The sequence below is a fragment of the Nonomuraea sp. NPDC050022 genome, from assembly GCF_044460705.1.
Taxonomy (GTDB): Bacteria; Actinomycetota; Actinomycetes; order Streptosporangiales; family Streptosporangiaceae; genus Nonomuraea.
In genome coordinates this window covers 1-21572 of sequence record NZ_JBITKE010000019.1, presented here as the reverse complement: position 1 = coordinate 21572, position 21572 = coordinate 1, and the positions used below count along the sequence as shown (strand labels likewise).

At 69.4% G+C, this 21572-nt stretch carries 20 protein-coding genes; 12 read left to right on the top strand and 8 right to left on the bottom strand.

Annotation, left to right across the window (positions count from 1 at the left end):
- Positions 1-48: 48 nt before the first annotated feature.
- A complete protein-coding gene (dnaG, locus tag ACIBO2_RS52970) occupies positions 49-1890 on the bottom strand; it encodes a DNA primase (protein ID WP_357947658.1) in 1842 nt (613 codons plus the stop codon).
- 222 nt (positions 1891-2112) lie between these two features.
- Between dnaG and ACIBO2_RS52965 the strand changes: the two genes are divergently transcribed.
- A complete protein-coding gene (locus ACIBO2_RS52965) occupies positions 2113-2949 on the top strand; it encodes a peptidoglycan DD-metalloendopeptidase family protein (protein ID WP_358535817.1) in 837 nt (278 codons plus the stop codon).
- Here the strand turns inward: ACIBO2_RS52965 and ACIBO2_RS52960 are convergent.
- Positions 2930-4093, bottom strand: a complete 1164-nt coding sequence (locus tag ACIBO2_RS52960; protein ID WP_358535815.1) for an FAD-dependent oxidoreductase — start codon at positions 4091-4093, stop codon at positions 2930-2932. The two genes, ACIBO2_RS52965 and ACIBO2_RS52960, sit on opposite strands and share 20 nt — an antisense overlap.
- A 25-nt stretch (positions 4094-4118) precedes the next feature.
- Entirely contained in the window at positions 4119-5339 is a 1221-nt protein-coding gene (locus tag ACIBO2_RS52955) for a deoxyguanosinetriphosphate triphosphohydrolase (protein WP_358535813.1), read from the bottom strand.
- An 82-nt stretch (positions 5340-5421) separates the two neighbouring features.
- On the opposite strand from ACIBO2_RS52955, the gene ACIBO2_RS52950 reads away from it, so the two are divergent.
- Positions 5422-6921 (top strand): M48 family metallopeptidase, encoded by a 1500-nt coding sequence (locus ACIBO2_RS52950; protein ID WP_358535811.1) that lies wholly within the window; start codon positions 5422-5424, stop codon positions 6919-6921.
- Between the two features lie 263 nt (positions 6922-7184).
- Here the strand turns inward: ACIBO2_RS52950 and ppdK are convergent, their stop codons facing one another.
- On the bottom strand, positions 7185-9818 hold the full coding sequence (gene ppdK, locus ACIBO2_RS52945; RefSeq protein ID WP_358535809.1) for a pyruvate, phosphate dikinase: 2634 nt from the start codon (positions 9816-9818) through the stop codon (positions 7185-7187).
- Between the two features lie 230 nt (positions 9819-10048).
- Between ppdK and ACIBO2_RS52940 the strand changes: the two genes are divergently transcribed.
- A complete protein-coding gene (locus tag ACIBO2_RS52940) occupies positions 10049-11374 on the top strand; it encodes a cytochrome bc complex cytochrome b subunit (protein ID WP_397304856.1) in 1326 nt (441 codons plus the stop codon).
- 232 nt (positions 11375-11606) lie between these two features.
- Here the strand turns inward: ACIBO2_RS52940 and ACIBO2_RS52935 are convergent, their stop codons facing one another.
- Together ACIBO2_RS52935 and ACIBO2_RS52930 are read right to left on the bottom strand one after the other, a co-directional pair.
- A complete protein-coding gene (locus ACIBO2_RS52935) occupies positions 11607-12992 on the bottom strand; it encodes a glycine--tRNA ligase (protein ID WP_358535805.1) in 1386 nt (461 codons plus the stop codon).
- 94 nt (positions 12993-13086) lie between these two features.
- A complete protein-coding gene (locus ACIBO2_RS52930; protein WP_357947635.1) occupies positions 13087-13374 on the bottom strand; it encodes an antibiotic biosynthesis monooxygenase family protein in 288 nt (95 codons plus the stop codon).
- A 190-nt stretch (positions 13375-13564) separates the two neighbouring features.
- Between ACIBO2_RS52930 and ACIBO2_RS52925 the strand changes: the two genes are divergently transcribed.
- The 5 genes from ACIBO2_RS52925 to ACIBO2_RS52905 are packed head-to-tail and all read left to right on the top strand — an operon-like array spanning position 13565 to position 16961.
- Positions 13565-13927 (top strand): DUF6703 family protein, encoded by a 363-nt coding sequence (locus ACIBO2_RS52925; RefSeq protein WP_357947632.1) that lies wholly within the window; start codon positions 13565-13567, stop codon positions 13925-13927.
- Positions 13928-13975: 48 nt separating this feature from the next.
- Positions 13976-14866: a metal ABC transporter substrate-binding protein gene (locus ACIBO2_RS52920; protein ID WP_358536154.1), complete on the top strand. Its 891-nt coding sequence runs from the start codon at positions 13976-13978 to the stop codon at positions 14864-14866.
- 48 nt (positions 14867-14914) lie between these two features.
- On the top strand, positions 14915-15700 hold the full coding sequence (locus tag ACIBO2_RS52915; RefSeq protein ID WP_397304855.1) for a metal ABC transporter ATP-binding protein: 786 nt from the start codon (positions 14915-14917) through the stop codon (positions 15698-15700).
- Complete coding sequence (locus ACIBO2_RS52910) at positions 15697-16572, top strand: metal ABC transporter permease (RefSeq protein ID WP_358535803.1); 876 nt, start codon at positions 15697-15699, stop codon at positions 16570-16572. Before ACIBO2_RS52915 ends, ACIBO2_RS52910 begins: the two co-directional genes overlap by 4 nt.
- Positions 16572-16961, top strand: coding sequence for a transcriptional repressor (locus tag ACIBO2_RS52905; RefSeq protein ID WP_357948142.1), 390 nt, complete (start codon positions 16572-16574; stop codon positions 16959-16961). The genes ACIBO2_RS52910 and ACIBO2_RS52905 overlap by 1 nt, the downstream gene beginning before the upstream one ends.
- Here the strand turns inward: ACIBO2_RS52905 and ACIBO2_RS52900 are convergent.
- Positions 16901-17797, bottom strand: coding sequence for a DMT family transporter (locus ACIBO2_RS52900; RefSeq protein ID WP_397304854.1), 897 nt, complete (start codon positions 17795-17797; stop codon positions 16901-16903). The two genes, ACIBO2_RS52905 and ACIBO2_RS52900, sit on opposite strands and share 61 nt — an antisense overlap.
- A gap of 92 nt (positions 17798-17889) precedes the next feature.
- On the opposite strand from ACIBO2_RS52900, the gene ACIBO2_RS52895 reads away from it, so the two are divergent.
- The 3 genes from ACIBO2_RS52895 (at position 17890) to ACIBO2_RS52885 (ending at position 20436) form a co-directional block, all read left to right on the top strand.
- Positions 17890-18438, top strand: coding sequence for a CGNR zinc finger domain-containing protein (locus ACIBO2_RS52895; RefSeq protein ID WP_358535799.1), 549 nt, complete (start codon positions 17890-17892; stop codon positions 18436-18438).
- Between the two features lie 351 nt (positions 18439-18789).
- Positions 18790-19371 carry a dihydrofolate reductase family protein gene (locus ACIBO2_RS52890; protein WP_397304853.1) on the top strand — a complete coding sequence of 194 codons (582 nt, stop codon included), beginning with the start codon at positions 18790-18792 and terminating at the stop codon, positions 19369-19371.
- 102 nt (positions 19372-19473) lie between these two features.
- Positions 19474-20436 carry a GNAT family N-acetyltransferase gene (locus ACIBO2_RS52885; RefSeq protein WP_358536150.1) on the top strand — a complete coding sequence of 321 codons (963 nt, stop codon included), beginning with the start codon at positions 19474-19476 and terminating at the stop codon, positions 20434-20436.
- Positions 20437-20565: 129 nt separating this feature from the next.
- Here ACIBO2_RS52885 and ACIBO2_RS52880 read toward each other — a convergent pair whose 3' ends face one another.
- Entirely contained in the window at positions 20566-20898 is a 333-nt protein-coding gene (locus ACIBO2_RS52880) for an antibiotic biosynthesis monooxygenase family protein (protein ID WP_358535795.1), read from the bottom strand.
- Positions 20899-20953: 55 nt separating this feature from the next.
- Between ACIBO2_RS52880 and ACIBO2_RS52875 the strand changes: the two genes are divergently transcribed.
- Positions 20954-21382, top strand: coding sequence for a MarR family winged helix-turn-helix transcriptional regulator (locus tag ACIBO2_RS52875; RefSeq protein ID WP_397304852.1), 429 nt, complete (start codon positions 20954-20956; stop codon positions 21380-21382).
- Positions 21383-21572: the final 190 nt, after the last annotated feature.

Sequence of the window (21572 nt, the reverse complement as noted above, 5' to 3'; positions counted from 1 at the left end):
AACTCTGAGCCGGCTGCCGCGGTTGCCCGTGAAGCGTCCCCCAACCCCTCAGCTGCCCGCGGCTCGGTCCCGGAGCACTCTGCGCTGCTGCTCCAGCGCCACCAGCTCGCCGAACAGCCGGTTGTAGTCCTGCTGCTCATCCACCGGGTTGAGCCGCTGGATGCGCGACTTGACCTGAGCGATCGCCCGGTCGACCGCGATGGCCTCGATCGCCGCCAGCATGGCCGCCCCGTAGCGCTCCTCGGTGTGGGAGTCGGCCCGGATCGCCTCGACCGCGAACCGGGTCACCAGCGCCCGCGTCACGTCGTCGTGGCACTGCTCCAGCAGCCGGTCGACCCACTCGCGGCCGCCGTGGCCTGCCGACGCGGCGCCGCCCGCCGCGGTGATCACCTGATGCACCAGCACGTGGTCGGGCGCGGTGAACGCCCGCGGGTCGAGCGCGTCGAAGCGGGGACCGAGCAGCGCGGGCCGCTGGATGGCCAGCTTAAGCAGCTCGCCCTCGACCCGCACGTTGGGATCGACGGGCGCGGCCTGCGGCGCCCGCCGCGGGCGGCCCTGCTGGGCGCCGCCGACCTCGGCGATGCGCTGCATGACGAACCGCTCGTCCATGAAGCCGAGCCACCGGTCGAGGTCGATCGCGTAGCGCTTGCGCAGGCCGACGTCCTTGATCCCGGCCACGATCGGCGCCGCCGCGTCGAGCGCGGCGATCTTGCCCTCGTTGCTGCGCAGGTCGTAGCGGGAGATCGTGCTGCGGATGGCGAACTGGAACAGCGGCTCGCGGCTGGCGATCAGGTCGCGCACGGCCGCGTCACCCTGCTTGACGCGCAGGTCGCAGGGGTCGAGCCCGTCGGGCTGCACGGCCACGTAGGTCTGGGTGACGAACTTCTGCTCGTCGGCGAACGCCCGGAGCGCCGCCTTCTGCCCGGCCGCGTCGCCGTCGAAGGTGAAGATCACCTCGCCGCGGAACTCCGCCTGGTCGAGCAGGAAGCGACGCAGGATCTTGATGTGCTCCTCGCCGAACGACGTGCCGCAGGTAGCGACCGCCGTCGGCACCCCGGCCAGGTGGCAGGACATGACGTCGGTGTAGCCCTCGACGATGACCGCCTGGGACCGCTTGGAGATCTCCCGCTTGGCCAGGTCGATGCCGTAGAGCACCTGGCTCTTCTTGTAGAGCGGGGAGTCGGGGGTGTTGAGGTATTTCGGGCCGTCGTCGGAGTCGAGCAGCTTGCGGGCCCCGAACCCGATCACGTCGCCTGTCGCGTCGCGGATCGGCCAGATCAGCCGCCCGCGGAAGCGGTCCATCGGCCCGCGCCGACCCTCCTTGGCCAGCCCGCCCTTGACGATCTCGTCGGCGGTGAAGCCGCGCCCCAGGAGATGCCGCGTCAGCCCCTCCCATTCGTTGGGCGCGTAACCCACGCCGAACATCTCGGCGTCGGCCCGCTCGAACCCCCGCTCCGACAGGAACCGCCGGCCGGGCGCGGCCTCCGGGCCGAGCAGCTTGTCGGCGTAGAACTCGGCGGCGGCCTTGTGCGCCTCGATCAGCCGGGCCCGCTCGCCGTGGTCGCGCCGCGGCACGTAGCCGCCCTGGTCGTATTGGAGCTGGATCCCGGCACGCTGGGCCAGCCGCTCGACCGCCTCGCCGAACGTCAGGTGCTCGATCTTCTCGACGAACGTGATGACGTCGCCGCCCTCGGTGCAGCCGAAGCAGAAATACATGCCGCGCTCGGGCGTGACGTTGAAGGACGGGCTCTTCTCGTCATGGAACGGGCACAACCCCTTGAGGTTGCCGCCACCCGCGTTGCGCAACTGGATGTGTTCGCCGATCACATCGGCAATGGGCGATCGCTCACGAACGAGCGCGATATCGACGTCACGGATCCTGCCAGCCACGCCGGTGAGTCTATTCCTGAGCTACGACAACCGTCCCCACCCGGGCTCATGACTGCCCTCCGTGAGGTGACGGTGACCTGGCGGTAAGAGGATGTCACCGTCGCGTCGCGAAAGGCGGAAATCTGTCGGGAGCACTTCCCTGGTCGGCTACAAAGGTAAATGTTTGCGGTGGACACGTCGACACGGGTGGAGATCATGCGAGCGGGGCATCTCGGACGTTGGGTGGCTTTAGCGGGCGCCGCACTGCTGGCGAGCGCCTGCTCGCCACAAGCCACCGGAGTGGCGGGCGTCAGCGCGCAGTCACCGGCCACGCCCACGGCGAGCGCCAGTCCGGCGGTCACCGCCACCATCCCTTCGCAGACACCGACCGCCGATCCCCAGTCCGCCGAGACGCCGCCAAAGGCTGAGGACCCGGTCAAGATCCCGCCGCCGAAGCTGTCCAAGTACACCTACGCCTTCCCCGTCCAGGGCTGCCGGACGACCTACCAGCGCCAGCTGCTCGTGCTGCCGAAGACGGTGATCTGGGCGGGCAAGGGCTGCGCGTTCGTGGCGCCGGTGGACGGCGTGGTCGACGAGGTCAACACCGTGAACAAGTGGTCGCCTACCACCGACGTGGGCGCCGCCCGCGAGGGCCGCTTCGTCACGATCATCGGCGACGACGGCGTCCGCTACCTCGGCGGCCATCTCGACGCCGTGGCCGACGGCCTCAAGCCGGGCGTACGGGTGAAGGTCGGACAGATGCTCGGCCGGGTCGGCAACTCGGGCAACGCCCTCAACACCGCCACCAACCTCTACTTCGCGATCTCCTGGAAGACCGGCCCCGCCTACTGGTGGGTGCGCCGGGGCATGGTGAACCCCTGGGACTACCTCGACGCCTGGCAGTCCGGCAACAAGACGCTGTCGCCGAAGAAGGAGACGCTGAAGATGCGCGGCCGGCTGGGCGAGACGCCGCCGTGCGCCGTTCAGTGCGCGTCGAAGAAGGTGGTGGAGCCCAAGAAGAAGAAAAAGAAGACCCACGCCACGCCGACTCCTACGGTGATCATCGTCGATCCGACGTGAGCTCCTTCGGGTCGACGGTCACTCCGGAGCGGATGAGCTGCTGGATCTCGCTGACGACGTCCCAGACGTTGACGTTCATGCCGGCGACGACCTTGCCCTCCCGCAGCCAGTAGGCGACGAACTCCAGGTCGGGGACCGAACCCCGGTAGACGACCTCGTCGTAGCCCTGGATGTCGCCGGAGAACTCCATGCCCAGGTCGTACTGGTCGGTATAGAAGTACGGCACGCGGTCGTAGGAGACCTCCTGGCCCAGCATGGACCTGGCCGCGGCGGGGCCGCCGTTCAGCGCGTTGGCCCAGTGCTCGACCCGGATGCGCCGGCCGTACAGGGGATGGAAGGACTCGGCGACGTCGCCCGCGGCGAACACGTCGGGATGCGAGGTGCGCAGGGCGGCGTCCGTGAGGATGCCGCTGCCGACCTCCAGTCCGGCGTCCCGGGCCAGCCCTACCTCGGGCTCCGCGCCGATGCCGACGATGACGAGGTCGGCGGTCAGGCGCTCGCCGGAGCTGAGCCGCACGCCGGTCTCGGTGATCTCCGCGGCGCCGGTGCCGGTGCGCAGGTCGACGCCGTTGCGCCGGTGCAGCCCGGCGAAGACCTCGCCGAGTTCGGCCCCGAGCGGCCGATACAGCGGCGTGGGGTCGGGTTCGACGATCGTGACCTCACAGCCGGCCTTGCGGGCGGCCGCGGCGGTCTCCAGCCCGATCCAGCCCGCGCCGACCACGATCACCCGCTCGGCGTCGGCGAGGCGCGCCTTGAGCGCTTCACTGTCCTCGACCGTGCGCAGGCAGAGGCCCGGTCCGGGCAGGCGCCGCGGCCTCGCCCCCGTCGCGATCAGCAGTTTGTGGTACGGCTGGCGCGAGCCGTCGGAGAGCCGGACCGCGTGCTGGCCGAGCTCCAGCCGCGTGACCCGCAGGCCGGTCCTGAGGTCCACGCCGTTGTCGGCGTACCAGCCGGCGCCGTGGACGAAGATCTTCTCCCGCTCGCTCTTGCCCAGCAGGTATTCCTTCGACAAGGGCGGTCTCTCGTAGGGGCGTTCGGACTCCGCGCCGATCAGCACGATCTCGTCGTCGGAGCCCTCTTCCCGCAACGTCTGCGCCGCCTTGGCCCCCGCCAGTCCCGCGCCGACGATCACATATGTAGCCATGGCCGCAGTATCCGCCCGCCGGGGGTCATCGGGAAAGACGCTTGTGCCAGGCGATGGCGGACGTGTCGGTGAGAGAGGCGATCTGGTCGATGACCACCCGGACACGGGCGGCGTTGTCGGGCGCGCCGAGGTAGGTGGGCCGGAAGGCGGGCTCCAGGGTGGCGGGCGCGCCGAGCGTGATCAGGGAGGCCAGCTCGGTGATGAGATCGCGCTGCCTGGCCTGGTTGGCGTGGTGGTCGTCGGTGGTCATCACGTAGTGGGCGGTGATGCCCTTGAGGATCGCGCACTCCAGCCGGGTTGCAGGCGGGACGACGAGCTCCGCGCGGTGCCGCGAGGCGTACGCGTCCTTGGTGGCGGTCTGGGCGGAGCGGCAGAAACGGCCGATGAGGCCGCTCGTCAGCGCTTTGAGCCCGGCCAGGTCGGCGAAGGTGGCCTCGAAGCGGCGCGGCCAGAGCGGGGTGGCGATCAGCGCGGCGAAGACGGCCTCGAGCTCGCCGAGGTCGGCGCTGGGCGCGTACCAGGTGCGGGCGATCTCACAGACCGCGCGGCGCTCGGTGGCCGACAGGAGCGCCTCGGGCGTCACGTGGCCGGAGTGCAGCGCGTCCTCCAGGTCGTGGACGGAGTAGGCGACGTCGTCGGCCCAGTCCATGATCTGCGCCTCGAAGCTCACCCGGCCGTCGGGGGCGCCGTCCCTGATCCACTCGAAGACCGGCAGGTCGTCGTCGTAGACCCCGAACTTCGGCGATTTATCGCAGGTCCACGGATATTTGATGGAGGCGTCGAGCGCGGCCCTGGTGAGGTTGAGCCCGGCGCTGCGGCCGTCCTCGGTGAGGACCTTGGCCTCCAGCCGGGTGAGCAGGCGCAGGCTCTGCGCGTTGCCCTCGAAGCCGCCGCACGAGGTGGACAGCTGGTTGAGCGCCACCTCGCCGTTGTGACCGAACGGCGGATGGCCCAGATCGTGCGCCAGGCAGGCGGTCTCCACCAGGTCGGGGTCGACGCCGAGCGTCGCGCCCATCTCCCGGCCGACCTGGGCGCATTCGAGCGAGTGGGTGAGCCGGGTGCGCGGGATGTGCTGGCCGCCGCCAAGGGTCTCGCCGGGCCCCACGACCTGCGTCTTCGCGGCCAGCCTGCGCAGCGCGGAGCTGTGCAGGACCCTGGCGCGGTCGCGTTCGAACGCGCTGCGCTCCGGGTTGCCGGGAGGTTCCGGCACCCACCGTGCCTGGTCGTGTTCGTCGTAACGGGCCATAAGAGCTGTGATTTTATCCAGTTTCCGGTCTCCGCTAGTGTCGACCCTCGCGAGAACCCCATTCCCCGGGAGCCCCTCCTCCATGACCACAGCGTTCCGGGCCGTGCTGGCCTTCGCCCTGCTTGCCGGCTTCTACGTGCTGGTCGGCCTCGTGCTGGTCGCGGCCGTCTTCTTCGACGTGCTGCTGCTGGTCGACTTCCACGTCAACGGCCTCAAGTACGCGGTCATCCTGACCCTGGCGGGAGCCGCGCTCGTGCGCGCCCTGATCATGGTCAGCCGCCGCAAGGACGGCGAGCAGCCGGGCGTGCTGGTCGCCCGCGAGCACGAGCCCGCGCTCTGGCAGGTGGTCGACGACCTGTCCCAGCGCGTCCGTACGGCACCGCCCGACGAGATCCGCCTGGTGCCCGAGGTCAACGCGGCCGTCGCGGAGGACACCCGCTTCCTCGGCATGAAGGCCACCAGGCGGCGCATGTACATCGGGCTGCCGCTGCTGCAGACCCTCACGGTCGACGAGATGCGCGCGGTGCTCGGCCACGAGCTGGGCCACTACAGCGGCGCCCACACCCGCCTGGGCGCGCCGGTCTACCGGGGCCGGGAGGGGCTGATCGCGACCGTCGAGGGGCTGGCCGGCAACCCGTACGTCCAGCGGCTGTTCACGTACTACGCCAAGCTCTACATGCTCGTCTCCCAGAGCGTGTCGCGCGGGCAGGAGCTGGAGGCCGACCGGTTCGCGGTGGCCATCGGCGGTCGCCAGGCGATGTCGGAGGCGCTGCGCAAGATCCACAGTACGGCGACCGCCTGGCAGATCTACGCCGAGGGCTACCTGTCGATGACCGGGGCGGGCGGCAACCGGCCCGCGGCGGTGTTCGGCGGGTTCCACGCGCTGATGAGCGACCCGGCCAGGCAGGCCGAGGTGGCCAAGCTCGGCGAGGAGCCGCGGGAGACCTCCCTCTTCGACTCCCACCCGAGCCTTGCCGACCGGCTGGCCGCCATCGAGCTGCTTCCGGAGCCGGAGCATGTACCCGACCCGCGCTCGGCCCTCACGCTGCTGCGCGACGCGAACGTGGCGGTGCAGGCGGTCGAGCAGTCCATGTGGACGCCGGAGGCGCTCACATCGCTGCGGGCGGTGTCGTGGGAGGAGCTGGTGTCCCAGGGCATGTACGCGGCCCGCAACGCCGAGGCGCTCAACGACCTGGCGCTGGCCGGGCAGCGGGTGCTGGGCGCCACCCGGCCCTACCTCGACGCGGCCTTCGAGGTGATCGCCAGGGGGCGGCGGCCGGAGCTGGAGGAGAAGCTGCGCGAGCTGGGCTGGAACCCGTCGGAGACGCTGCTGGCCGGGGTGCTCGGCCAGGCGCTGGAGGCGGTGCTGATCCAGCACGGCCAGGCCAGGTGGACGCTGTCGTGGGCGGGGCCGGCGCGGCTGCTGTTCGACGACGGCGAGGAGGTGGCGCTGTCGGAGTACGCGGCCCAGGTCGCGGCCAACCCGTCCGCCGTTCCCGGGCTCCGGAAGTGGCTGGGCGACCTGGGCATGCGTCACGACTACGTGCCCGCCACGCTGGAGCAGGCGGAAGCGACCGTCTAGCCCGGTCGACCGCGATGGTCCCCGAGGTGGCCTCCGCAGGGACACCAGCCACAACGGACCGTCACGATCCCCACCCCACAGGGACACCAGCCACAACGGACCGTCTCCATCCCCTCCCCCGGAGGGGTATCCCACCCAAGGGACACCAGCCACAACGGACCGTCACAGGGATCGAGGCGGTCGTGTGATCTCCCTTCGGGGGGAGGAAGATCTGACGGTCCGTCGTGGCTGGTGTCCCTCTGTGGGTACCACCTTCGGCTGTCTTACCGAGTGTCGGAGTCGCATTCGGCGAACGCCGCGCGCCCGGCCTCCAGGCGGGCGACGGGGATACGGAACGGCGAGCACGAGACGTAGTCGAGCCCGGCCTGGTGGCAGAAGTGCACCGAGTCGGGATCGCCCCCGTGCTCGCCGCAGATGCCGAGCTTGAGGTCGGGGCGGGCCGCGCGGCCCTCCTCGACGGCGATCGTTACCAGGCGGCCGACGCCGTCGCGGTCGAGGGTCTCGAACGGCGAGACCCCGAACATGCCGAGCTCCAGGTAGCGAGAGAAGAACGCGGCTTCGACGTCGTCCCGCGAGAAGCCCCAGGTCATCTGGGTCAGGTCGTTGGTGCCGAAGGAGAAGAACTGGGCCGCCTCGGCGACCTGGCCCGCGGTGAGCGCCGCCCTGGGCGTCTCGATCATGGTGCCGATCAGGGCCTCGACGCCGAGGTCCGCGAGGATCCCGGCGGCCTCCTCGCGGACGGCCTCCAGCTCCTGTACGGCGGCCACGAGCGGGATCATGATCTCCGGTTTGGCTCCCGGCACCTCCTTGGCCGCCTGGGCGATGGCGCGTACCTGCATGGCGAACAGGCCGGGGATGACCAGGCCGAGCCGCACGCCGCGCAGCCCGAGCATGGGGTTCTGCTCGTGCAGCCGCTTGACGGCGCCCAGCAGCTTGCGGTCCTTGTCCGTGGCGTCCCCGGTGGCCACCTTGACCGACAGGTCGGTGAGGTCCGGCAGGAACTCGTGCAACGGCGGGTCGATGAGCCGGACCGTGACCGGCTGACCCTCCATAGCCTGAAATATCCCGACGAAGTCGGCTTTCTGGAGAGGCTCCAGCGCGTCCAGCGCCGCCTGGCGCTCCTCGTCGCCCGAGGCCAGCACCAGGTCCTCGACGAGCTGCCGGCGCTCGCCCAGGAACATGTGCTCCGTACGGCACAGCCCGATCCCCTCACCGCCGAAGCGGCGCGCCCTGGCCGCGTCGTCGGGCGTGTCGGCGTTGGCCCGCACGCCCAGCCGGCGCACCTCGTCGGCCCGCCGCATGATCCGGTCCACGGCCCGGACCAGGTCGTCGTCGGGCCCCTTGCCCTCGAAGTACTCGACCACGGCCGAGTCCACCACGGGCACCTCGCCCAGGAAGATCTCGCCGGTCGTGCCGTCGATGGAGATGAGGTCGCCCTCGTTCACCACGATGTCGCCCGGCGCGGTGAACCTGCGCTCGCCGATCGACACCTCCAGCTCCTCGGCGCCACAGACACAGGTCTTGCCCATGCCGCGGGCGACGACGGCGGCGTGTGAGGTCTTGCCGCCGCGGCTGGTCAGGATGCCGCGCGCGGCGATCATCCCGGACAGGTCGTCGGGGTTGGTCTCGCGGCGCACCAGGATGACGTCCTCGCCCTGGCCGGCCAGCTCTACGGCGCGCGCGGAGGAGAACACGGCCTTGCCTACGGCGGCGCCCGGCGAGGCGTTCATGCCCTTGGCGATCTTCTTCTTCTCGGTGTCCGAGTCGAAGCGCGGGAACATCAGCTGGGCCAGCTGGTCACCCGTCACCCGCGTGACGGCCTCGTCGAGCGTGATGAGGCCCTGGTCGACGAGCTGGGTGGCGATGCAGAACGCGGCGGCCGCGGTGCGCTTGCCGACCCTGGTCTGCAGCATCCAGAGCTTGCCGCGCTCGATCGTGAACTCGATGTCGCACAGGTCGCGGTAGTGGTTCTCCAGCGTCTCCATGATCCGCAGGAGCTCGTCGTACGAGCTCTTGTCGAGGCGTTCCAGCTCCTGGAGCGGGATCGTGTTGCGAATCCCGGCGACGACGTCCTCGCCCTGGGCGTTCTGCAGGTAGTCGCCGTAGATGCCCTGCTGGCCGGAGCCGGGGTCGCGGGTGAAGGCGACGCCGGTGCCCGAGTCGTTGCCGACGTTGCCGAAGACCATGGCCACGATGTTGACCGCGGTGCCGAGGTCGGCGGGGATGCGTTCCTGGCGGCGGTAGAGGATGGCGCGCGGGGCGTTCCAGGAGTCGAAGACGGCCATGACGGCCAGGCGCATCTGCTCGCGCGGGTCGGCGGGGAAGTCCTTGCCCGTCTGGTCGCGCACGATGCCCTTGAACGTCTCGACCAGGCCCTGCAGCTCGGCCGCCCCGAGGTCGGTGTCCTGCCGGTCGCCCTTCAGCGATTCCAGCGCGTGCTCGAACAGCTCGCCGTCGATGCCGAGCACGGTCTTGCCGAACATCTGAATGAGCCTGCGGTAGGAGTCCCAGGCGAAGCGGTCGTTCCCGCCGGCCTGCTTGGCCAGGCCGTGCACGGAATCGTCGTTCAGCCCGATGTTGAGGACGGTCTCCATCATGCCGGGCATCGAGAACTTCGCGCCGGAGCGGACGCTGACGAGCAGCGGGTCGTCGGCCTGGCCGAGCGTCTTGCCCATCCGCTTTTCCATCGCGCCGAGGTGCTCGGCCACCTCCCGCTCCAGGCCGTCGGGGACCGCGCCCTCGGCCAGGTAGTGGCGGCATGCCTCGGAGGTGATCGTGAACCCGGGAGGGACGGGCAGTCCGAGATTGGTCATTTCGGCAAGGTTTGCTCCCTTGCCGCCGAGAAGATCCTTGAGATCCTTGTTGCCCTCGGTGAAGTCGTAAACGTACTTGGCCACCACAGCTCCAATCAACGCCTCTGGTTCGGACTCTACCGGCGATAATCATGATGAAACTGCACTCATCGGTTAAGTCAACGTTTCAGCTGGTGAAGGGCCTATCACCGGTCTAATCCAATTTATGTTCTGTTTGACCAAGAATTGGTTTATACCAATTGGTATAAACCAATTCTTGAAAGATCCAGAGGTAGGGTTCACAATCAGGAGCACCCCCTAGCAGGAGGCGCCCGATGGCCACTCCTACCAAGCCCCAGCGTTCGGCCCGCCTGGTCGCCGGATCGGCCAAGGCCGCACAGGGCTCCGCGCGCTACCTGGACGAGCGCCTCGGCCTGGCCGGCTGGCTCGGCCCGAACCTGCGCAAGCTCTTCCCGAGCCACTGGTCGTTCCTGCTCGGCGAGTTCGCCCTGTACTCGTTCGTCCTGCTCGTGCTGACGGGCACGTTCCTGACCCTCTTCTACAAGCCCAACCCCGACGTGGCCTTCGCCTCGGTACGCGAGCTCAGCCTGGACATCAGGGGCGGCCTGCTGGTGCGCCAGATGCACCACTGGGCGGCGACGATCTTCGTGCTGTCGATCGTGGCCCACCTGTTCCGCGTCTTCTTCACCGCCGCCTTCCGCAAGCCGCGGGAGCTGAGCTGGATGACCGGGGTGCTGCTGTTCGGGCTGGTGCTGTTCGAGTCGTTCCTGGGCGTCTCACTGCCCGCCGACCAGCTCGCCATGACCGGCCTGCGAGAGGCTCAGGGCCTGCTGCTGTCGATCCCGCTCGTCGGCGGCTACCTGTCGGCGTTCGTCTTCGACGGCGGCTTCCCCGGCCAGGTCATCCCGCGCCTGTTCGTGACGCACGTGCTGCTGGTGCCGGGCATCCTGCTGGCGCTCGTGCCGCTGCACGGGATCGTCCTGACCTGGCGGCAGAAGCACACCGAGCACCGCACCCCGGCGTCGGACGAGACGCGGGTCACGGGCGGCCCGTTCTTCCCGTACTTCGCCGTCAAGAACGGCGCCACCACGCTGTTCACGATGGCCGTCATCACGCTGCTGGCCACCTTCGTCCGGGTCAACCCGGTGTGGGAGCACGGGGCGTACCAGCCGGGCGGCTGGCCGCCCTCGGCCCAGCCGTTCTGGTATTCCGGCGTTCTGGAAGGCGCGTTACGCCTGACGCCGCCCTGGGAGATCACCGTCGGCGGCTTCGTCCTGCAGGTCGGCCTCTGGATCCCGATGCTGGTCCTGGCCGCCTTCTTCACGGTCCTGCTGTTCTATCCGTTCCTGGAGCGCCGTTTCACCGGGGACCGCCGCGTGCACAACCTGCTGGACCGCCCCTCGCACGCGCCCATCCGCACGGCGCTCGGGGTGGCGGTGATCACGTTCTTCACGGTGCTGTGGGCCGGGACGTGGGTCTCGGAGACCCCGCCGGACCCGAAGGCGCCGACGCCGCTGCTCGCGGCACCGCACGAGACCTACCTCTGGATCGTGCACGGGCTGCGGATCGCGGTCTTCGTCCTCCCCCCGATCGCGTACGCCATCACCCTGACCGTGTGCCGAAGCCGCGCCCGCCGCTGATGCCCCTGCACGCTGCTGGCTCTCTTGCCTGCTGTTGATTCCTTTGCCCACCTGCCCTGACGACATTGACCCCGCCCACGGTCCAGGAAAGACCGCGAACGGGGTCAACAATGCGCACGTCACGGCGGCCAGCCCCGTAAACCGCAGGAGCGTGCCCCTGGACAGGGCCCAGCCCCGTATGGCGGGTGGGGCTGGCCACTGCCGGCCGTAAAAGGAGAATTAGTCGTTAAAACTAGTCGTTCAGGTGCTGGCGGAGGTAGGAGTCGACGGCGTCGAGGGAGATGCGCTGCTGAGCCATCGTGTCGCGCTCGCGGATCGTGACCGCCTGGTCCTCGAGCGTGTCGAAGTCGACCGTGATGCAGAACGGCGTGCCGATCTCGTCCTGGCGCCGATAGCGGCGGCCGATCGCGCCCGCGTCGTCGAACTCGACGTTCCACCGCCGGCGCAGCTGCGCGGCCAGGTCGCGAGCCTTCGGCGACAGGTCGGCGTTGCGCGACAGCGGCAGCACCGCGGCCTTGACCGGGGCGAGCCGGTGGTCGAGCCGCATCACCGTGCGCTTCTCCATGACCCCCTTGGCGTTGGGCGCCTCGTCCTCGCTGTAGGCGTCGAGCAGGAACGTCAGCGTGGCCCGGTCGACGCCCGCCGCCGGCTCGATGACGTAGGGCACGTAGCGCTCGCCCGTGTCCTGCTCGAAGAAGCTCAGGTCGACGCCCGACGCCTTGGAGTGGGCGGTCAGGTCGAAGTCGGTGCGGTTGGCGATGCCCTCGAGCTCACCCCACTCACCGCCCGCGAAGTTGAAGCGGTATTCGACGTCGACCGTGCGCTTGCTGTAGTGGGACAGCTTCTCCTTGGGGTGCTCGTAGAGCCGGAGGTTGTCCTTGTTGATGCCCAGATCGGAGTACCAGCGGAAGCGCTCGTCGATCCAGTATTGGTGCCACTCCTCGTCGCTGCCCGGCTTGACGAAGAACTCCATCTCCATCTGCTCGAACTCGCGGGTGCGGAAGATGAAGTTGCCCGGCGTGATCTCGTTGCGGAAGGACTTGCCGACCTGACCGATGCCGAACGGGATCTTCTTACGCGCCGACTGCTGCACGTTGAGGTAGTTGATGAAGATGCCCTGCGCCGTTTCCGGGCGCAGGTAGGCCAGACCCGACTCGTCCTCGATCGGGCCGAGGTAGGTCTTGAGCAGGCCGCTGAACTGCTTCGGGTCGGTGAAGGCGCCCTTGTTGCCGCAGTTGGGGCAGGTGATGTCGGCCAGGCCGTTCTCGGGCGTCTTGCCGTTCTTCTCCTCGTACGCCTCGAGGAGGTGATCGGCGCGGTAGCGCTTGTGGCACGACTGGCACTCGGTCAGCGGGTCGGTGAAGGTCTCCACGTGACCGCTGGCCTGCCAGACCTCGCGGGCCAGGATGACGCAGGAGTCGAGGCCCACCACGTCGTCGCGTGACTGGACCATCGACAGCCACCACTGCCGCTTGACGTTGTTCTTCAGCTCGACGCCCAGGGGACCGTAGTCCCACGACGCGCGCAGTCCGCCGTAGATCTCGCTCGACGGGTAAACGAGCCCGCGGCGTTTGGCGAGGCTGACGATCGTGTCCATGACGTCTGTGCGTCGTGCCATTTTGGTTGCGTCTCTTTCCGGCTGGAGGTCGGCGAAGGGAATGGGTGAGCTCCCAGCTTAGGGGACGCTCACGAGCCCTCGCGCGCGAGTATTTCTACTCGCCGTCTTGAAGATAGACGTCCTCGAACGCGCTTGGTTCATTGACCATGAGGATCATCAGGGGATACATCGCCATCCGCGCTGCGGACAGGGCCCTGCGGTAGAACCCGGCGCCCTCCCACTCACTGACCAGCGCCCACAGATTGGGCTCATCGACCGAGCGGGCCAACCGGCCGCGCAGGAATCCGGGCTGGTCGGCCAGTGTCTGAAGGATGACATGGGCTTGCTTGACGAAGTCTTGGGACTGGGACTCTGGGACGGTGTAACGGATGACGGCGAGCACGCACACCAGGATGTCAGACGATTACGTACCGCTGGGCGATTCCAGCCCCTGACCTGCCCGCACCCACTGACCGATTCGGGCGCTCCGCCCGCCCCCGCCCGCCGACCGGCCCCCCGTGCCGCGACCGCTTGGCCCCCGCGCCGTTACCGTCCCACCTGCTGTCCGATGGGGACGGGGCTAGGCTCGGGCCGTGGCCACCAATGACAACCGCCGCGGGAACGCCCGGCGGCCGCTTCCCGCCGGCGAGCAGTTCTTCACACCCGGCGCGACCGGCCTGCGCAAGGCGGTCGAGGAGCGCAGCGCTACCCCGATGACGTTCCTGTTCACGCAGGTGCCCAAGTGGGCGGCGCCCGCCGTGCTGGTGGTGCTGCTGCTGACCGGGTTCGCCGTGGACAGCTGGCTGGGCGGCGTGGCGGTGCTGCCGGTGCTGGGGTTCGTGGGCTGGCTGGCGTACCTGTCCTGGCCGTCGCTGGGGCTCGGCGGGCGGCTGCTGCGGGTCGTGATGCTGGCCTTCCTGCTGGTCCTCGCGGCCGACCGCTTCGGAGTGTTTTAGCCGGAGATTTTGACAATCATTTTCATTTTCCCCATACTTGGGGGCGTGATGTCCCGAACGCCCCTAATTGGTGCTGCCATCCTCGCGACCGCTCTGACGACCGCCGCGTGCTCCAACACCGGCGATGCGGAGACTACGGCGCTCGGCAAGCCCGCCGTGATCGCCGCCTTCTATCCGCTCCAGTGGCTCACCGAGCAGGTCGGCGGCCCCGACGTGAGCGTGTCGGTCCTGACCGCCCCCGGTGTCGAACCGCACGACCTGGAGCTGGGCGCGCACCAGGTGGCCCAGCTCCAAGACGCGACCCTGACCGTCTACATCAAGGGCGTCCAGCCCGCCGTGGACGACGCGGTCGACCAGGACAAGAGCTTCGACGCCGCGACCGCCGTCAAGACGCTGCCCGCCGGCGAGCACGCGGAGGGTCACGACATCGGCTACGACCCGCATCTCTGGCTGGACCCGTCCCGCCTGGCCACCGTCGCCGCCAAGCTCGGCGAGCGACTGGCCGCCGCCGACCCCACGCACGCCCAGGGCTACCGGGACCGCGCGGTCAAGACGGCCGGCGCCCTGGGGACCCTCGACCAGGAGTACGCCAAGGCCCTGACCACCTGCGGGACCAAGACGCTGGTCACCGCCCATGAGGCGTTCGGCTACCTGGCCGACCGCTATCACCTCAAGCAGATCGGCATCACCCTGGACCCGGAGACCGAGCCCTCCCCCGCCCGCATCGCCGAGGTCGCCAAGCTGGCCAAGGACGAGAAGGTGACCACGATCTTCACCGAGGCCCTGGTCAGCCCCAAGGTCTCCGAGGTGCTGGCCAAGGAGGTCGGCGCGCGGACGGCGGTGCTCGACCCGCTGGAGAGCAAGCCGTCGGGCGACTACCTGTCGGGAATGCGCGACAACCTGAAGACCTTGCAGACCGCATTGGGGTGTACGGCATGACCGGCGCATTGGAGTGTATGAGATGAGCGGCGCATTGGGGTGTGCGACGTGAGCGGCACAGGCGAGACCGCCTTCGCCATGACCGGCGGCCGGGTGAGCCTGGACCGGCGCGACATCCTGCGCGGCATCGATCTCACGGTCTGCCCCGGCGAGGTCGTGGCCCTCATGGGCGCCAACGGCTCCGGCAAGTCCACGCTGGTGCGCGCCCTGCTGGGCCTCATTCCGCTCTCGGGCGGCCAGACCCTCCTGTACGGCTCACCGCCCGCGAAATTCCGCGAGTGGTGGCGCATCGGCTATGTGCCGCAACGCCTGGCCGTCGGCGGCGGGGTGCCCGCCACGGTCCGCGAGGTCGTGACCTCCGGCCGCGTGGCCAGGCAGAGCCGGCTGCGCCGTACCAGCGCCGCGGACAAGGCGGCGACGGCGAGCGCCCTCGAGGCCGTCGGGCTGGCGGACCGGGCGGGTGACCCGGTGCAGTCGCTGTCCGGCGGCCAGCAGCAGCGGGTGCTCATCGCCCGCGCGCTGGCCGGCGAACCCGACACGTACGTCATGGACGAGCCCACCGCGGGTGTCGATGCCGACACTCAGCAGTTGCTCGCCGATACGCTGGCCACGCTGGTGCTGAACGGCAAGACCATCGTGCTCGTCGCCCACGAGCTCGGCCCGCTCGAGCCGCTCATCACCCGCGGCGTGGTGGTCCGCGAGGGCCTGATCGCGCACGACGGCAGACCACCACGGCCCGAGGGCGACTGCGCCCGGCCGGGACACGAGCACGTGCACCCGCACGCCGCCGAGGCGAGCGCGGGACCGCTTTCCGGATGGCGGGGAGAGCCATGATCGAGTTGTTGGGCAAGCAGTTCTTCCAGCTGGCACTGATCGCGGCGCTGCTGGTGGGGCTCTGCGCGCCCGCCGTCGGCACGTTCATCGTCCAGCGCAGGCTCGCGCTGCTCGGTGACGGCATCGGGCATGTGGCGCTGACCGGCGTCGCGCTGGGCTTCCTGACGGGCACCGCGCCCGTGCTCACCGCCGTAGCCGTGGCCGTCATCGGCGCCGTGGCCATCGAGCTGGTCAGGGCGCGCGGGCGTACCAGCGGCGACGTGGCGCTGGCGCTGCTGTTCTACGGCGGCATCGCGGGTGGCGTCATGCTCATGGGCATCGCGCCGGGTGGCAGCAACGCCAAGCTGAACTCCTACCTGTTCGGCGCCATCGCCAGCGTCACCACCGAGGACATCTGGATCATCGGCGCGCTTGCCGTCGCGGTGATCGCGGTGGTGGTGATCTTCGGCAGGGAGCTGTTCGTGCTCTGCCAGGACGAGGAGATGGCCAGGGCCAGCGGCCTGCCGGTGCGCTTCCTCAGCCTGCTGATCGCCGTCACGGCCGCGCTGACCGTCGTCATCGCCATGCGCGTGGTCGGATTGCTGCTGGTCAGCGCGCTGATGGTGATCCCGGTGGCGACCGGTCAGCAGCTCACCAGGGGTTTCCGCTCGACGATGACGCTGGCCATGCTGTTCGGCGTCGTCGCGGCGGTGGGCGGGCTGCTCGCCTCGACGCTGTCCGCCAGGGTGCCGCCGGGCGCCGCGATCGTGCTTCTTGCCCTCTGCGGCTTCGTCCTGGCCCTCGGTGTCGGTAAGTTCGTACGGCGAGGCAGACCCCAGGAGTCCACAGTGAGCGAGCGATCCAGCATGCGCGTCGAGGAGGTCGCACGATGATGTCCACGAGACGCGACGCCGTGCACGACACCCTCCGCCAGAGCAAGAGCTTCCGCAGCGCCCAGGACGTCTACGCCGAGATGCGCGCCCACGGCGCCAAGATCGGCCTGACCACGGTCTACCGGGCGCTGCAGGCGCTGGCCGACGGCGGTCACGTCGACGTGCTGCGCACCGACGACGGCGAGTCCGTCTACCGCGCGTGCGCCAGCGGCGACCACCATCACCACCTGGTGTGCCGCCGCTGCGGCCGGACCGTCGAGGTGGCCGGTCCCGCCGTCGAACGCTGGGCGGAGACGGTCGGCTCCGAGCACGGCTTCACCGAGATCACTCACACGGTCGAGGTGTTCGGCACCTGCTCCGGCTGCTCGGCCTCGGTGCGGGCGGGCTGAGCGCGCCGCGAGCCGTACAGGACGCCCAAGACGATCACCCCGCACCCGGCAAGCTGGAGCGGTGACGGGTGCTCACCGAGCAGCACCGCCGACAGCCCGACCGTCGTCATCGGCTGGACGAGCAGGAGCAGCGCGGTGAGCGCGGCGGGCTGCCTGGGCAGCGAGTACGCGATCAGCGACCAGCCCACCACCTGCGGCCCGAGCGCGAGCAGCAGCAGCCAGCCGTGCGCCGGCCAGCTCGGGACGAAGTCGGCGCCCCCGAACACCGGGCTCAACGCGGCCATCCCGACCGTCGCCACGGCGGTGGCGTGCGTCAACGGCCCGACCGTACGCCCCGAGCCGCCCTTCAACACCAGCAGGAACCCCGCGTACGAGATCGAGGTGGCCACACCCGTCACGACCCCGAGCAGCGGGTTCGCCCCATAGGCCGCGCTGTCGAACACCCCCGAGATCAGCACCACCCCGGCGAACACCACCGGGGTGGCCATCATCAGCCGGTTCGACGGCCGCTCACGAAACAGCGCCCACGCCGCGAAGGCCACGATGAAGACCTGCAGATTGCCCAGTACGGTCGCCAGCCCCGCGCCCACGTACTTGATAGCGTGGTGCCAGAACAGCAGGTCGAACGCGAACAGCACGCCCGCCAGCCACGCCAGATTGCGGCTGCGGGCCGGGAGGGGCCCCAGCCTCCGCCGTTCGAGCCAGGCCAGCACCAGCATCGGCGGCAGCGCGTACGCGCACCGGAAGAACGCCGAGGTCGCAGGCGAGACCCCCGACAACCGGACCAGCGGCGCGGAGGTGGAGATGATCAGCGCACCCGCGATCGCAATCAGCACGATACGACGATGTGCACCCACAGAAACCCCCGAGGTCCTTGGAGCGAGATACGCTGCGACCACGCTAGAGCCGGTCGTCGACAGGAGTCAACATGCCGTTTGGCCATGACATGGTGCATTCGCTGGCCACGGTGGTAGAGCTGGTCAACACGTCCCCGTCGACCGGCGGAGACGACGGCCTGGCCGAGCTGGCCGACCTGCACGCGTTCGTCGAGTCGCGCCAGGTCAGCGGCATCGGCGCGCTCACGGCCCGCGACCTGGGGCAGGTGCGGCTGGTGCGGGAGGCCTTCCACCGCGTCTTCACCGCCCCGGACCAGCCGACGGCCGTACGAATGCTCAACACGCTCCTGTCGGGGACCCGCATCACGCCCCGGCTGACGGAGCACGACGGACATCCGCTGCACATGCACTACTTCGCCCCGGACGCGACGCTCTCCGAGCACCTGGCGGCGGACTGCGGGGTGGCGCTGGCGCACCTGGTGGTGGACGAGGAGTGGGAGCGGCTGCGAACGTGTTCGGCACCTGATTGCGACCGGGTGTTCGTGGACGAGTCCCGCAACCGATCCCGCGTCTACTGCGACAGCCGCACGTGCGGAAACCGGATGCACGTGGCCGCCTATCGGGCTCGGCGGCGGGCCTGAAAGCTCGGTCATCGCGATCGGGGCGCGCTACGCGCGAATGGCGCTCAGGCGTGCTTCCCAGGGGGCTCCGCCCCCTTCGACCCCCAAAGGCGTGGTCCTCGCCGAGGCTCGGGCTGTGCCCATCGGGGCTCCGCCCCGAACCCCGGGCGGTGGCCTGCCGGCCCCCGCACCCCCGGACGTGAGCCGACTTGTCATCAAGGTCTCCGGCCAAATGCTGGTGGCGGCTCTTGGCCTGCGTAGGGTGTCCGAAAGTCAGCGGGAGTCTGGTGATATTTGCATCTGTCGGCCGACGCATCTGCGAGACATGGTGGGCGCCACAAGCAGATCTACGGAGAAAACGGAGTGCCTGACATGGCCAAGCTCATCGTCTGCAACATCATGTCTCTCGACGGCTTCTACGCGGCGGCGGACGGCAACCCGCTCGTGCTGCCGATGGACGCCGCGTTCGACGCCTACAACCTGGAGCGGATCCAGGCCGCCGGGTCACTGCTGCTCGGCGCCAATTCGTACGAGATGTTCATGAGGTTCTGGCCCGCGCAAGCGGACAACCGTGAGGCGTCCACGGTGAACCAGCAGTTCGGCGCGATCTACGGGCGGATCGAGGTCAGTGTCGTCTCCGGCTCGCTCACGGACGAGGACATCGCGTCGTGGGCGGACCGGACGACCGTGGTCAAGCGCGCCGACGCCGAGGGATGGGTCAAGGAGCTCAAGCAGCGCACCAGCGGCGACATCGTCACCTTCGGCAGCCGGGTCACCTGGAACGCCCTGCTCCGCGCCGGGCTCGTCGACGAGTTGCACCTGATCGTCGGGGCGAAGGCGCTCGGCGAGGGGATGCCGATCTTCACTCAGCCGGTCGAAGGGCTCACCATCGCGGAGGTCCGCAGCCTCGACGGTTCCGACAACGTCCTGCTGCGCTACGCCACGACCAGCTGAGCCGCCGGGCCGCCGGACCGCCGGGCCACCCGCCGTGACGAGGACGGGCGGCCCGCTATAGTTTGCCGATCGCGTCGGATGTCGAGGCCGTACTTGCAGGAGGTGTGCAGCAGATGCGCAGGACCGTTCAGCGGCAAGGCCGCAGCTCTGCTATCCCCCACCTCCCCTCAAGCCGGAGACACCGTGTCGATTCGCATCACCCCTCTTATTGACCCCAAGCTCACCTCATCCAGCCGCCGCCTCGCCTGGCTGGCCACCCGATCCACCGGCGTTCCCGTCGGGTCGGCTTTTCTGCGCCTGTTCACCACGGCGGGCCAGGAGCATCTGGCCGAGCTCGATCTCCACGTCCACCCGGCCGAACAGCGCGCCGGTGTTGGTTCTCTCCTGTTGACAGCCGCGCTGGCGGCGGCTCGCGATGAAGGCCGACGCTCCGTCATCGCGGAAGCAGAGCCCGGCTCGCCGGGAGAGGCCTTCCTGTCGGCACACGACTTCCGCAAAGTGCTGACCCTGACCTACACGCGACTGCCACTGGCGCAGGTCGGCCTCGCCGGCCTTCGGGAGATCATCAGCAGTCCGCATCACGAGTACCAGTTGGTCGCGTGGGACGGGATGGTGCCCGACGAATTGGCCGAGACGTTCGCCGCGGCCCGCCGCGCCATGGACGACATGCCGATGGACGACACCGACTACGGCAGCGTGCATTGGGACGTCGATCGCGTACGGGAGGCGGTGCGGACGGTCGAGAACCGAGGCGATCTGCTCCACACCGTGGCTGTCGTCGCCGAGTCGGACGGTTCCATCGTCGGCTTCACCGAACTGGTCGTCCCAGGGGACGGCACGGGTGATGCCCAGCACTACGGCACCGGCGTGCTGCCGGAACATCGCGGGCACGGCCTGGCCCGCTGGATGAAGGCCGAGGCCATCCGGCAGGCCCGCGAGCGCTACCCGCACCTCGATGGCCTGCTGACCGATACGGCCGACAGCAACCGTCCGATGCGCGCCATCAATGACGCGCTCGGCTACCTGCCGACCCATCAGAGGGTGACGCTCCAACTCGCCCTGTAGCGGGGGTCGTAGCGGACGAGCATCCTTTCGTCGCCGTTGTGGCGGGCGCGCCGGCTTGCGCCGTCTGATGACGTGAGCCGGCCGCGTCTTGAGTTACCTATGATCGCTGCCCTCTTGGAGGTGACGTGCTCAGCGGTGGTGCACTGATGCGACGGCGTACAGGTGCGGGTCGAATCCGTCCGCCAGGGCGGCGGCCTGGCGCATGTGCACCTGCGCGGCCGGGGTGCCGAGCATGGCCTGGAATGCCTCCGCGGTCTCCCACTGGGCGTAGTTGACCACCCTGGTGCCGTCGTCGCTGGCGTGGATGTTGGCGGCGACGAATCCGGGCAGGTGCCGCATGACCTCCTCGGTGGCGGTGACCAGCAGGTCGACGAGCTCGCGCTGACGGTCGGCCTGGACGGTGAAGACATTGATCAGGGTCGCCACTGGGGCGCCGACGGTGATGGTGGTGGTCGCGGGCACGGCTTCTCCTCATGTCAGGTTCCTTACAAGGAGGATTATGTGTAAGGTTCCTGTCATGAGTCAAATGGATGTCCGCCAGCGCGTCGGCTATCTGGTCAAGCAGGTGAGCCAGGCCTTCCGCGGCGCGTGTGAGGAGCGCCTGCGCGAGATGGGCCTGTCCATGTCCCAGTACGCGGTGCTGCGGGCACTGGCCGACGCGCCCGGCGCCCCGGCGGCCGAACTGGCTCGGCGCACCTTTGTCACCCGGCAGTCCCTGAGGGATGTGCTCGCCGGGCTCACCCGGGCCGGGCTGGTCTCCGTCGCCACACAGCCGACCTCAGGCCGGGCCCTGCCGGTCACCATCACCGATGCGGGCCAATCCCTGCTCGACCAGGCCCACAGCGTGGTGCTCGACGTGGAGGAACGCATGATCACCGACCTTCCGCCAGGCGAGGTGGAACAGCTGGCCTCCCTGCTCACCGTCTGCGCACGAAACCTGGCCTGACACCGCCGCCAGCGCCGGCGCCGGCACCGGCAAAGCGCACATCGGCCTGCGTATTCATGCAGGCCCTTTTAACGATCCGCGTCAGTGGTGAGCACCGTGAGGTGGGCCGTCGGCGAGGTTCCTGATGCACAGGTCCTTTTCCGACGGCCTCCTCCCGAACCCGCCGTGCAGCTTTCACTGCGACGGGCTC